We start from the raw sequence: 12,898 nt of genomic DNA, 5'->3' as shown, positions 1-12,898 counted from the left end.
CGATAAATCCCAAACTGAGGATAAGGTTAACGGTGAGAGGAATAACAATTAAAGAAGGGTTGGAAATAACAAATAACCAAATGAACTAACCTGTTTTAGTTATCGTGATTAACGCCAAAATCGATTTTATAATTGATTGATAATTATTGAATTTTCTGGAAATTCTTAAATTAATTGCCCGTCACAAGGCGGAGAATGGTTTTAGTTAATGATAAAAAATGCGCTTTCCGGTACCCTACGGCGGTTTTTTTATTGCCTGAGAGTTCATCATGTCCACCACGTTGTATAAAGATTTCACCTTTGAAGCCGCTCACCGCCTGCCTCACGTGCCTGAAGGGCATAAGTGCGGCCGCCTGCACGGACACTCGTTTATGGTGCGTCTCGAAATTACCGGTGAAGTCGATCCGCATACCGGTTGGATTATGGATTTCGCGGATCTCAAAGCGGCGTTTAAACCTACTTACGATCGTCTTGATCACTACTATCTGAATGATATTCCAGGGCTGTCCAATCCCACCAGCGAAGTGCTGGCAAAATGGATTTGGGATCAGGTTAAGCCCGTCGTGCCGCTACTGAGCGCCGTGATGGTGAAAGAAACCTGTACAGCCGGCTGCGTCTATCGCGGCGAATAAGGTTTATTAACGCGTGGGCTGGATGGCAAATTGATTCCAGCCTATCCACACGACGTTTTATCAGTGAAAACATTGTCCAGCGCGGTGTTAAAAGCGCAGCACATCACCGGTTGCAGGTGCGGTTATTTCCGGTAGCCACAACCGCCCCCAGACCCCTGTACAGTGACAACCGCATAGTTTTTCAGGTTTTTGTTCTTGCAGAAAGCGCCTGACTCGCCACATCGTGAACGGTGATGCGCAGCGGAGATGAAATCCGCCGACAAGCGCGTAAATCCGCTTTATACCGGTAATGTTCTGACAGTGCCGGACAATATTTGCGATCCCCCGATGCCCGCATCCCGTAATGATGACTAATCCTTTTGTCGATTGGTAAATCAGTACGCCCTCATCCAAAATAGAGTCCGGCTCCGCATTGTGGCCGCCAAAAATGCCGTAGGCTTCAGGCGCGACCACCGGTATTTCCCCTGACCAGATAAAGTTTTCGCCAATCGGCAGGGGGTCACGCGTGTACATCATTCGGTAGCGTGAATAGTCCACTTCACATGACAATTTTTTTATTTTTCGGGTAATACCGAGAAAAGTCATTGCCGCATAACGTTCACGCGCAATATCGGGATGGCAGATGATTCGACTGTTATCAGGAAGCCACGGCACGCCGCCGCAATGATCGTAATGACCATGCGAAAGCACCACAGCAGACACATCGGACAGGTCGATCCCCATCGCCGACGCGTTTTGCATAAAACTGTCATCAGGGCCGGTATCGAACAAGATCGACGTAGACTCATCCTCGACCAACAGGCTTAATCCTGGCCGGGCCTTCAATGATTTATCCGCTCCAGCTCCCTTATGATTTTCGAGCAATACCCTGATCCTTAACGCCATGGCCTTCTCCTGTATAAAAGCCTCCCCGGGAAAACGCGGCCTTTTTACTTTACAGGTTTGTACCAGCCATTACTGGTACACAGACTATAATTATGCAACGGCTATCCCCGCTGACGCGGGGAACACTCGTAGTCTTCCGGGTAGGCGTTTTCATCCGGCGGTTTATCCCCGCTAGCGCGGGGAACACTCTTTATCAGCTAACCATTTCCAGAACTCGTCCGGTTTATCCCCGCTGACGCGGGGAACACGCGAGCGTTTTGGGTGGCACAAAATCCCCGAGCGGTTTATCCCCGCTGACGCGGGGAACACGTAACTTAATAAGGTCCTGGACATTAATTTTGCGGTTTATCCCCGCTGACGCGGGGAACACAGTGCCGATGCGCGGTATCTGGGGAATTTCGCCGGTTTATCCCCGCTGGCGCGGGGAACACATAAAGGTCGGGGACGATATTGTTACCTGGTGCGGTTTATCCCCGCTGGCGCGGGGAACACGGTGGAATCGCGCAAAACTTTGTTTGTTTCCGCGGTTTATCCCCGCTGGCGCGGGGAACACGGGTACTGACAATAGTACAAATAAAAAAAACGCGGTTTATCCCCGCTGGCGCGGGGAACACTCGACCAAACCAAAGTGTGAGAATCCTGTATACGGTTTATCCCCGCTGGCGCGGGGAACACGGTTTTGGCTATCTGAGCGGCGTCCGCCGCCGCGGTTTATCCCCGCTGGCGCGGGGAATACTGACGCTGGACGAGGCGAGTTCTTTCCCCGGACGGTTTATCCCCGCTGGCGCGGGGAATACATCATAACGGTTTTTTACATATAAGAAGTTGCCGGTTTATCCCCGCTGGCGCGGGGAATACTCCACGATGCCGGCAAGCTCCCGGTCGAGCCGCGGTTTATCCCCGCTGGCGCGGGGAATACTGCCAGGCGTGGGGTTATGACAATGCTGAGGCCGGTTTATCCCCGCTGGCGCGGGGAATACAACAATCAGGTTAGTTCGAATAGCCAGCAACGCGGTTTATCCCCGCTGGCGCGGGGAATACGGGTTCGTTAGCGGGATCTGGTTGCTGCGCCACGGTTTATCCCCGCTGGCGCGGGGAATACTTCTTATAAAATCAATAGGTTAGCTACATAGCCGGTTTATCCCCGCTGGCGCGGGGAATACACTAAACGTATGTCATTGTTTATAAACTACTTTTTGTCCGCACCACATTCTACCAACATAATCGCAACAATTTAAATTATTAAAGAACAGCTAATTTGCTGATTTTGATGCAAAAAAGTTCATAGAATGATTTTTTCTTTAAATTTACCAAAATAGCGTGATCCGTGCATCGCTATGGAAAAATTTATCAGCGCTTTTATACACTCATCGAAATTCACATAGAGAAAATAAACAAGGCGAGGTAATGGATGACTCACAGACGGCATCGGCAGGCCGTCCGTAAAATTAGTAATGCATCAGGCAATATTTAAATATTTATGTGTTTGCATCGACAAACGCCAGTTACGCGCAATACAAGTTTCAATACACAGACGCGTCGCGTCTTCTTTCTGGCTAATGGGCTGCAAAGCAATCACGCGCGGTTTATCATCGCTCAGCGTGGCTAACAGTTCATCCAGCGCCTCAATATCACGAACTCGCCCAACGGGATGCTTGATTTCATTGGCGCGCTCCAGCGCCTGGGAAAGCACGTCATATCCCCCGCGCATATTCACTTTTGGTGAAACCGTGACCCAGGTGTTAGGCGTACAGCGCACTTCGTGCGTCCCGCTGGTTTCAATCTGACAACTAAAACCACTCTTTTCAAGCAGATCGGTGAGCGGCATGAGGTCGTGAATACAGGGTTCGCCACCGGTGATGACAACGTGACGCGCGGTATAGTCCTGACGATTAATCACCGCCAGCAGATCTTCACTGCTCGCAGCACCCCATTTGTCGCTCTCTTTGGTTTTTGCCAGAATGCTGAACAGAGACACTTCCCGATCGCTCAGTTTATCCCAGGTATGCTTAGTATCACACCAGGCACAGCCGACCGGACATCCCTGTAAACGAATAAAAATAGCGGGGACGCCGGTAAAATAACCCTCGCCTTGTAGGGTCTGGAACATCTCGTTAATCGGGTACTGCATAGCGTTCTCTGTTAAGGGGATAATCGTTAATTATTGCAGATTTCGTCTGCCCGGTCATGCACAGCGGCTGCGCTATTGAACAGATACAAAAAAACCCGCCGAAGCGGGTTTATACGTTAAGAGGTAAAAGCAGGATTACGCCTGGCCTTTGATCTCTTTACGACCGTTGTACGGTGCTTTTTCGCCCAGAGCTTCTTCGATACGAATCAGCTGGTTGTATTTAGCAACACGGTCAGAACGGCTCATAGAACCGGTTTTGATCTGGCCTGCAGCGGTACCAACAGCCAGGTCAGCAATGGTAGCGTCTTCAGTTTCGCCAGAACGGTGAGAGATGACAGCAGTGTAGCCAGCGTCTTTCGCCATCTTGATTGCAGCCAGAGTTTCGGTCAGAGAACCGATCTGGTTGAATTTGATCAGGATGGAGTTAGCGATGCCTTTCTCGATGCCTTCTTTCAGGATTTTGGTGTTGGTTACGAACAGGTCGTCACCAACCAGCTGGATTTTGTCGCCCAGTACTTTGGTCTGGTATGCAAAACCGTCCCAGTCAGACTCGTCCAGACCATCTTCGATGGAAACGATCGGGTACTGTTTGGTCAGTTCTTCCAGGAAGTGGGTGAATTCTTCGGAGGTGAACGCTTTGTTGCCTTCGCCAGCCAGAACGTATTTACCATCTTTGTAGAATTCAGATGCTGCGCAGTCCATCGCCAGGGTGATGTCTTTACCCAGCTCGTAACCAGCCGCTTTAACCGCTTCAGCGATAACAGCCAGTGCTTCCGCGTTGGAGCCCAGGTTCGGCGCATAGCCGCCTTCGTCACCCACAGCGGTGTTCATGCCTTTGCCTTTCAGCACTTTTGCCAGGTGATGGAAAACTTCAGAACCCATACGGATGGCTTCTTTAACCGTTTTCGCGCCAACCGGCTGGATCATGAATTCCTGGATGTCGACGTTGTTGTCAGCGTGCTCGCCACCGTTGATGATGTTCATCATCGGAACCGGCATGGAGTATTTGCCCGGAGTGCCGTTCAGTTCAGCAATGTGCTCGTACAGCGGCATACCTTTAGCGGCAGCAGCAGCTTTGGCGTTAGCCAGAGAGACAGCCAGAATGGCGTTTGCACCGAAGTTAGATTTGTTTTCAGTACCGTCCAGGTCGATCATGATTTTGTCGATGCCAGCCTGGTCTTTAGCGTCTTTGCCAAGAATAGCCTGAGCGATCGGGCCGTTAACCGCGCCAACAGCTTTGGTTACGCCTTTACCCAGGAAACGGGATTTGTCGCCATCGCGCAGCTCCAGCGCTTCGCGGGAACCAGTAGAAGCACCTGACGGAGCCGCCGCCATACCTACGAAACCACCTTCCAGGTGTACTTCAGCTTCAACAGTCGGGTTACCACGGGAGTCGATGATTTCACGACCGATGACTTTAACGATTTTGGACATTAGGTTTTCCTCAAGTCACTAGTTAAACTAAAACTTCAGACAAACGGTGCACCGCTTAGGGTGCACCGCTGTTCTAACTTTTTTACTTCGCCTGACGTTTCTGATGCTCGCTGGCGGCTTTAACAAAGCCGGCGAACAACGGATGTCCATCACGCGGCGTGGAAGTAAATTCCGGATGGAACTGACAGGCCACGAACCACGGATGATTCGGTACCTCAATGATCTCGACTAACTGATCATCACCGGAACGGCCTGCGACACGCAGACCCGCTGCTTCAATTTGTTTCAACAACATATTGTTGACTTCGTAACGATGGCGATGACGTTCAACAATCGTCGACGCGCCGTACAACTGACGTACCAGACTGTCATCGCTAAGCTGGCACTGCTGCGCGCCCAGGCGCATGGTGCCACCCAAATCGCTCTTCTCGCTACGGACTTCAACGTTACCGTCTTCATCGCGCCACTCGGTAATTAACGCCACAACCGGGTACTTACAGTCTGGCACAAATTCCGTTGAGTTGGCGTTGTCCATGCCGGCCACGTTACGAGCGAACTCAATCAACGCAACCTGCATCCCCAGGCAAATGCCCAGATAAGGAATATTGTTTTCACGCGCATAGCGCGCAGTGGCGATTTTACCTTCAACGCCACGATAGCCGAAGCCGCCGGGGATCAGGATAGCGTCCAAATCTTTCAGAATTTCGACGCCGCGCGTTTCAACATCTTGCGAATCGATCAATTTGATGTTGACGGTAACGCGGTTTTTCAGACCACCGTGTTTCAGCGCTTCGATCACCGACTTATAGGCATCCGGCAGTTCAATATATTTGCCGACCATGCCGATAGTCACTTCGCCTGCCGGGTTCGCTTCTTCGTAAATGACCTGTTCCCATTCAGACAGGTTAGCTTCCGGACAGTTCAAGCTGAATCGTTTACAAATATAATCATCAAGCCCCTGAGATTTCAACAGGCCTGGAATTTTATAAATGGAATCGACATCTTTCATTGAAATAACGGCTTTTTCCGGCACATTACAGAACAATGCAATTTTTGCACGCTCGTTGGCAGGAACTGCGCGATCGGAACGACAAATCAGAATATCGGGCTGAATACCGATAGACAGCAGCTCTTTCACGGAGTGCTGAGTCGGTTTAGTTTTCACTTCGCCCGCAGCCGCCAGGTAAGGTACCAGCGTCAGGTGCATAAACAGCGCGTGTTCACGACCGATATCTACCGCCAATTGACGAATCGCCTCAAGAAACGGCAGCGATTCGATATCACCAACGGTACCACCGATTTCCACCAGTACCACATCGTGGCCTTCGCCGCCTTCCAGAACGCGCTCTTTAATCGCGTTAGTGATGTGAGGGATTACCTGTACGGTTGCGCCCAGATAGTCGCCACGGCGTTCTTTACGCAGAACGTCGGAGTAGATACGGCCAGTCGTGAAGTTGTTGCGGCGAGACATCTTGGTGCGGATGAAACGCTCGTAGTGCCCCAGGTCCAGGTCGGTTTCAGCGCCGTCTTCAGTAACGAACACTTCCCCGTGTTGGATTGGGCTCATAGTACCCGGATCAACGTTGATGTACGGATCCAGTTTCATGATGGTCACGTTGAGACCACGGGCTTCCAGAATGGCTGCGAGGGAGGCTGCGGCAATGCCTTTACCCAGAGAGGATACGACCCCGCCGGTCACAAAAATATAGTTCGTTGTCATGCGGAACCTGAGAAGTTAGGTTTAAAAGACGATGGAATAACCAGGACGGGAAAGCAGTATACCCGAACATGACCTACGCCACAAACTTTCATTATTCCTCCTCTTCGTCAGGCTGACATTCACACAGGGAGGGAGAAAATAGCCCCTTTGAGGTAAATGTTTTTGACGTAAATCAAGCGCTTGTTATTTAAAAAATCACACAAATCGCTCTTGACCGCCTAAAACCTTTAGAGATCAATTTCCTGGCGTTTTACTTCCTGCCAAACTTCTTCCATTGTTTCCAGGTCCACCCCGGTCATTTCCAGGCCTCTGGCTGCGACAATACGTTCAACTTCGCGAAAACGACGTTCAAATTTATCGTTCGCTTTTTGCAAAGCGAGCTCCGCTTTCGTACCTAAATGACGCGCCATGTTGACCGTGGCAAAGAGCAAATCGCCCATTTCCTCTTCCAGTTTAGCCTGATCAACAACCGCCTGCCGCGCCTCGAACATCACCTCATCGATCTCTTCATAGACCTTATCGACGACCGGTCCCAGCGTCGTCCAGTCAAAGCCCACGTTTGAACACCGTTTCTGGATTTTTTGCGCGCGCATTAAGGCCGGTAAGCTGCGCGGAATATCGTCCAGCGCGGAATGCTGCGCTTTTTGCGCGCGCTCTTCCGTTTTGATTTGCTCCCAGCGAACTAATGCTTCTTCGCTATTATCCGCGGAAAGCTCGCCAAAAACATGCGGATGGCGGCGCTCCAGCTTGTCGCTGATGGCAGCGCAGATATCATTAAAATCGAAGCGGCCTTCTTCCTGCGCCATCTGCGCGTAAAACACCACCTGGAACAACAGGTCGCCCAGTTCGCCGCGCAAATCGTCAAAATCCTCACGCGCAATAGCATCCAGTACTTCATAGGTTTCTTCCAGCGTATAAGGCGCGATGCTGGCGAAGGTCTGCTCTTTATCCCACGGGCAGCCGTTTTCCGGGTCACGCAGGCGCTGCATGAGGGTGAGAAGACGGTCAATTTGATGGTTAGTTGTCATGGTTTTTAATCGGTTGTAAATACTAGCGACAATTGTAACGTATTATTCTTAACCATTCACGCACAGAGACACTACGGCAACGCCTATATAATAAAATATATTGTTAACAGGTGTTGAACGCTACCTCTCCCGTATAATTTTAAAATTATTAATCGATACACAACAATATAATAATCATATAACTAACTTATTAAAAAAACAGATATTTGTACCAGGCATTATAAATAACATCAATTAAGCAAAAAAAATTATGCAAACGCTATAAGTACCCCACCCAAAGAGCCTTCCCTTTCAAAAAAATAAATTATTTCACTTTTACGGAAAAACGAGTAGCATGCACGCCAGTTTAATATCCAAAAAAGACCACTTTTTTGTTTTTTCTGGAATATACATGAAATAAACATATTGAAAGTATTACATATAATATTTTATGAGCCTGTACGATCATTCAGCCCTTAAGAATACACTCATAAAAATGTAGAAATATAATATTTTTATTATGACCTATTTTTTACCCAAAGCCCGCAGCATGGCTCTATGCCGCATATCCCTTGGTATACGCGTACAAAATGCTGCCATAAAATACGTTAATTAAGGATAACACGATGAAGTCATCTCATTTTTGTAAACTGGCAGTAACTGCATCTTTAGTTATGGGAATTGTCTCCGGCGCTCAAGCCGCGGGTAGCAACACAGCAAAGGTCACTTTCCTTGGTAATATTGTTGATTCCCCCTGCTCAATCACACTTGTTTTTTAGATAAAAAGGCTATAACCAATTTACATGCTTACCAGCATCCTGATTCTGGCTCAGAATACGTATCACGATAACTTCCGTAACTGATTGTATAAAATAGATAATATGCCTTTCAAACGGTAAGGCATAAATGTATTCACCCAGTTCAGGTCGAGGCGTGCCAATGTTATTGGCACTCATGATGCTGAATATTTCTGATAGATGATTAATATATCGATCGGCCTGTATTTCGCCAAAATACAGCCAGCCGTAATGCCAGATATTTTCCAGATCTTCACTGGCCTTTGGCGTTAATTTTACCGTTCTCATCGGGTTTGATCATCCCTGTTTTGACCTTCCGTAAAAAGGCGTCCTTTTCCCAAGCCTGGGGCTCTCCGCTGTTCAGACCTTCAGCCAGAAGTTCACGTAACGCCTGAAGTCGTGACTCGGCCTGTTTTTCCCTCAGCAGACGAAGAGACTCTCTGATCACTTCACTTTGTGTTCTGTAATCACCTGATTCTATGAGCGATTCAATAAACTCGCGCAGTTCATCGCCAAGATCAACGGTCATTGTTCTGGCCATAACAGCCTCCACTGTAAGTATAAATCTTACATAAGAGTACACCGGAAATGAAATGTACGTCAAAAACATACCCCATATCTCATGCTTATGGGGTTGGTTAATGCGGCTTTGCTGAACGAGTAGCAAAGCCGCTACATTATTACTGTCTGGGGTTTACCCCCCGTGCAAACGACGGGCATCAATCACATCCGGCACCTGGTTCAGCTTACCGAGCACGCGGCCCAGCACCTGCAGGTTGTAGATCTCGATGGTCATATCAATGGTGGCGATCTGCTGCTTAATGTCGCTGCGGCTGGCGACGCCCAGCACGTTGACTTTTTCGTTAGCCAGAATGGTGGTGATATCACGCAATAAACCGCTGCGATCGTTGGCCTGGACGCGCACCACCAGCGAATATCCCGCCGAGTAGCTTTCGCCCCATACCGCCTCTACGATCCGCTCCGGCGCATGTGAGCGCAATTCCGCCAACTGTTCGCAATCGGCCCGGTGCACGGAAATCCCCCGCCCCTGAGTAATGAAGCCGACAATTTCATCCCCCGGAATCGGCTGGCAGCAGCGGGCAATGTGGTGCATCAAATTACCCACGCCTTCTACCACCACGCGCCCGTCGTCTTTACGACGATTTTGCGGCGCGTATGTTTTTTGCTGAAGCTGTTTCAGCGCCGCTGCATCCTGCTCCTCTGCACTCGGCTTATTGAACTGCGATTGCAGGAAATTCACCATCTGATTAAGACGGATATCGCCGCCGCCTATCGCCGCCAGCAACTCTTCCAGCTCATTAAAGTTGTAGCGCGGCAGCAGATGTTTCTCGGCCTCTTTCAGGCTAATCCCTAAATGCGCCAGCTCATCGTCGAGGATCTGCCGTCCAGCCAGAATATTTTTGTCACGGTCCTGTTTACGGAACCAGGCGTGAATTTTCGAGCGCCCGCGGCTGGTCGTCACATAGCCCAGGTTTGGATTCAGCCAGTCGCGGCTGGGATTCGGCTGCTTCTGCGTGATAATTTCAACCTGATCGCCCATCTGCAACTGATAGGTGAATGGCACAATACGGCCGCCGATTTTAGCGCCAATGCAGCGGTGCCCGACATCGCTGTGGATGTGGTAAGCAAAATCGAGCGGCGTAGAACCGGCAGGCAAGTCAACCACGTCGCCTTTTGGCGTAAAAACGTAGACCCGATCGTCAAACACCTGGCTGCGCACTTCATCCAGCATTTCGCCGGAATCGGCCATCTCTTCCTGCCAGGCGATCAGCTTACGCAGCCACGCAATTCTGTCTTCATGACCGGAACGCACGCCGCCGGACGCGGCGCCTTCTTTATACTTCCAGTGCGCCGCCACGCCCAGTTCGGCGTCTTCATGCATCTGTTTGGTACGAATCTGGATCTCAACGGTTTTACCGCCCGGCCCCAGGACCACGGTGTGGATAGACTGGTAACCGTTCGGTTTCGGGTTAGCGACATAATCATCGAATTCATCCGGCAGGTGGCGATAGTGCGTATGCACTATCCCCAACGCGGCATAGCAGTCCTGCAGACGTTCAGCGACAATACGCACGGCACGCACGTCAAAGAGTTCATCAAACGCCAGATGCTTTTTCTGCATTTTGCGCCAGATGCTATAAATATGTTTTGGTCGTCCGTAGACTTCCGCCTGCACGCCTTCGTTTTTCATTTCGGCGCGCAGATGTCCAACAAACTCTTCGATGTAATGTTCGCGATCGAGACGGCGCTCATGCAGCAGTTTGGCGATGCGTTTGTATTCCGCCGGATGCAGGTAGCGGAAACAGTAGTCTTCCAGTTCCCACTTCAGTTGCCCGATGCCCAGACGATTAGCGAGCGGCGCATAGATGTTGGTACATTCTTTCGCCGCCAGCACGCGCTCATCTTCCGGCGCCTCTTTCACTTCGCGCAAATGAGCGATTCGCTCGGCCAGTTTGATGACCACGCAGCGGAAATCATCCACCATCGCCAATAACATTCGACGGACGTTATCAACCTGCTCCGAAGAAACAGAGTCGTTATGAGTGGCGTTTAGCTGACGGATCGCCGCCATATCGCGCACGCCATGAATCAGGGTCACGATAGATTTGCCGACGCTTTCGCGCAGTACATCTTCGCTGACTACGTTGGCGTCGGCCAGAGGGAACAGTAGCGCCGCCCGCAGCGTGTCGATATCCATACTCAGCGTGGAAAGAATTTCTACCATCTCCACGCCACGCCACAGCAACAGATCCGCATCCGGATGTCCTTGTGTCTGTTGCAGGCAATACGCCCAGGTTTCGGCTAAGCGCTCACACGACTGCTGGCTGGAAATTCCCAGGCTTGCGATCCACTTCTTCGGATCAAATTCACCAGCTTTATTAATATGTGCACTTCTTACCGCGACCATCGTCCTCTCCTTAAGGGACCAGGCCTACCGAAGTCGGTAAGCCGGTAATCATTACATGCGCTCGAACAGAACCATTGATTCCAGATGTCCTGTGTGCGGGAACATGTCGAGCATCGCTAAACGCGTAACCTCATATCCCGCATTGACCAGCGCTTCACTATCGCGCGCCAGCGTCGCCGGGTTACAGGATACATAAACAATGCGAATAGGTTTTAATTTTATAATATGTCGCATCACTCCTGTAGCCCCCGCACGCGCAGGATCGAGTAAGACTTTGTCAAAGCCGTTTTTCGCCCACGGCTGCTTCGTGACATCTTCCTCCAGGTTCTCATGGAAGAATGTCACATTATGTAAACCATTGCGGATGGCGTTTTCACGGCCTTTTTCTACCAGCGCCGGAACGCCCTCAACCCCTACCACGCTTGCCGCGCGCGTTGCCAGCGGCAGCGTAAAATTCCCCATTCCGCAGAACAGATCCAGGACACGATCCTCGGCGCGCACATCAAGCCACTCCAGCGCGCGTGCGACCATTTGCTGGTTTACCACCTCATTAACCTGAATAAAGTCTCGCGGACTGAAGGCTAAACGTAAGCCGTGCGAATCATACCAGGGCGCTTCGCCAGATACCGTTTCCAGTATCTCGCTAAACGGCGCCAGAAACAGAGACAATCCCTCAGAATGCGAAAAGCGTTCCAGTTTTTCTTTATCCGCCGCACTCAATGGCGCGGTATGGCGCAGAATCATCAGCGTACCGCTTCCCGCCTGTACCAGCTCAACATGCCCAAGATGTCGGGTGCCGTGTAAACTCGCCAGACACGCCCTGATTCGGGGCAGCAATGCTTCAAGCTGGGGCGCCAAAACAGGGCACTGTTCGACATTGACGATATCGCTGGAACCCGCTTTGCGAAATCCCATTTGCAGCGGTTTATCCGGCAGGCAATTCAGACTTAACCGCGCACGACGCCGATAACCCCAGGGCTCGCCGGCGATGATGTCATTCACCTCGTGTTTCATCAAACGCGCCAGCGCCGCGCTTTTGCTGCGTTGTTGCAGGGCGATGCTGACATGCTGCTGCTGACAACCGCCACAGACGCCAAAATGCGGGCAGCGCGGCGTTTCTCGTTCCGGGCTATCATTCAAACGGCGCGAAACGCGTGCGCGGGCAAATTGCTTTTTATCTTCTGTAAGAATGACTTCTGCGCTTTCCTCAGGCAATAAACCGGGGATAAACAGCGCCTTTCCGTTATGACGGGCTACGCCCTGACCAAATGAATCGAGGTCATTGACTTTAACGGTTATGATCTGACGCGTCGTCACGCGCCGTTTTGCAGAGTAGAATTGCGCCATCGACCAGCTTTTTCTC

General features: G+C 50.6%; 10 protein-coding genes, 1 pseudogene and 1 CRISPR repeat array. Of the genes and pseudogenes, 2 read left to right on the top strand and 9 right to left on the bottom strand.

What is annotated here, in order from left to right; genetic code table 11:
* Positions 1-269 precede the first annotated feature (269 nt).
* Positions 270-632 (top strand): 6-carboxytetrahydropterin synthase QueD, encoded by a 363-nt coding sequence (gene queD, locus LDB27_RS04430; protein WP_000108313.1) that lies wholly within the window; start codon positions 270-272, stop codon positions 630-632.
* 87 nt (positions 633-719) lie between these two features.
* Here queD and LDB27_RS04425 read toward each other — a convergent pair whose 3' ends face one another.
* The 5 genes from LDB27_RS04425 to mazG all read right to left on the bottom strand — a co-directional run bounded on the left by LDB27_RS04425 (position 720) and on the right by mazG (position 7,830).
* Entirely contained in the window at positions 720-1,517 is a 798-nt protein-coding gene (locus LDB27_RS04425) for an MBL fold metallo-hydrolase (RefSeq protein WP_001207994.1), read from the bottom strand.
* A gap of 97 nt (positions 1,518-1,614) precedes the next feature.
* A CRISPR array of direct repeats spans positions 1,615-2,680; the repeat unit is 29 nt; unit sequence CGGTTTATCCCCGCTGGCGCGGGGAACAC.
* 296 nt (positions 2,681-2,976) lie between these two features.
* Entirely contained in the window at positions 2,977-3,648 is a 672-nt protein-coding gene (gene queE / locus LDB27_RS04420) for a 7-carboxy-7-deazaguanine synthase QueE (protein ID WP_001199956.1), read from the bottom strand.
* A gap of 135 nt (positions 3,649-3,783) precedes the next feature.
* A complete protein-coding gene (gene eno, locus LDB27_RS04415; RefSeq protein ID WP_000036734.1) occupies positions 3,784-5,082 on the bottom strand; it encodes a phosphopyruvate hydratase in 1,299 nt (432 codons plus the stop codon).
* 82 nt (positions 5,083-5,164) lie between these two features.
* On the bottom strand, positions 5,165-6,802 hold the full coding sequence (pyrG, locus tag LDB27_RS04410; RefSeq protein WP_000210864.1) for a glutamine hydrolyzing CTP synthase: 1,638 nt from the start codon (positions 6,800-6,802) through the stop codon (positions 5,165-5,167).
* Between the two features lie 227 nt (positions 6,803-7,029).
* A complete protein-coding gene (mazG, locus tag LDB27_RS04405; protein WP_000210451.1) occupies positions 7,030-7,830 on the bottom strand; it encodes a nucleoside triphosphate pyrophosphohydrolase in 801 nt (266 codons plus the stop codon).
* Positions 7,831-8,435: 605 nt separating this feature from the next.
* On the opposite strand from mazG, the pseudogene LDB27_RS04400 reads away from it, so the two are divergent.
* Positions 8,436-8,579 (top strand): annotated as a pseudogene (locus tag LDB27_RS04400) (fimbrial protein SteA); the annotation flags it as partial.
* An 18-nt stretch (positions 8,580-8,597) separates the two neighbouring features.
* Here LDB27_RS04400 and LDB27_RS04395 read toward each other — a convergent pair.
* From LDB27_RS04395 to rlmD, 4 genes are all read right to left on the bottom strand, one after another.
* Entirely contained in the window at positions 8,598-8,894 is a 297-nt protein-coding gene (locus tag LDB27_RS04395; RefSeq protein ID WP_001261199.1) for a type II toxin-antitoxin system RelE/ParE family toxin, read from the bottom strand.
* Positions 8,860-9,216, bottom strand: coding sequence for a type II toxin-antitoxin system ParD family antitoxin (locus LDB27_RS04390; protein WP_000480218.1), 357 nt, complete (start codon positions 9,214-9,216; stop codon positions 8,860-8,862). Before LDB27_RS04390 ends, LDB27_RS04395 begins: the two co-directional genes overlap by 35 nt.
* A gap of 84 nt (positions 9,217-9,300) precedes the next feature.
* Positions 9,301-11,535, bottom strand: coding sequence for a GTP diphosphokinase (gene relA, locus LDB27_RS04385; RefSeq protein WP_000226841.1), 2,235 nt, complete (start codon positions 11,533-11,535; stop codon positions 9,301-9,303).
* A gap of 51 nt (positions 11,536-11,586) precedes the next feature.
* A complete protein-coding gene (gene rlmD / locus LDB27_RS04380; protein ID WP_000046865.1) occupies positions 11,587-12,882 on the bottom strand; it encodes a 23S rRNA (uracil(1939)-C(5))-methyltransferase RlmD in 1,296 nt (431 codons plus the stop codon).
* Positions 12,883-12,898 lie beyond the last annotated feature (16 nt).

The sequence above is a fragment of the Salmonella sp. JXY0409-18 genome, from assembly GCF_020268625.1.
Taxonomy (GTDB): Bacteria; Pseudomonadota; Gammaproteobacteria; order Enterobacterales; family Enterobacteriaceae; genus Salmonella; species Salmonella enterica.
This window is presented reverse-complemented; position numbering and strand designations above follow the sequence as displayed.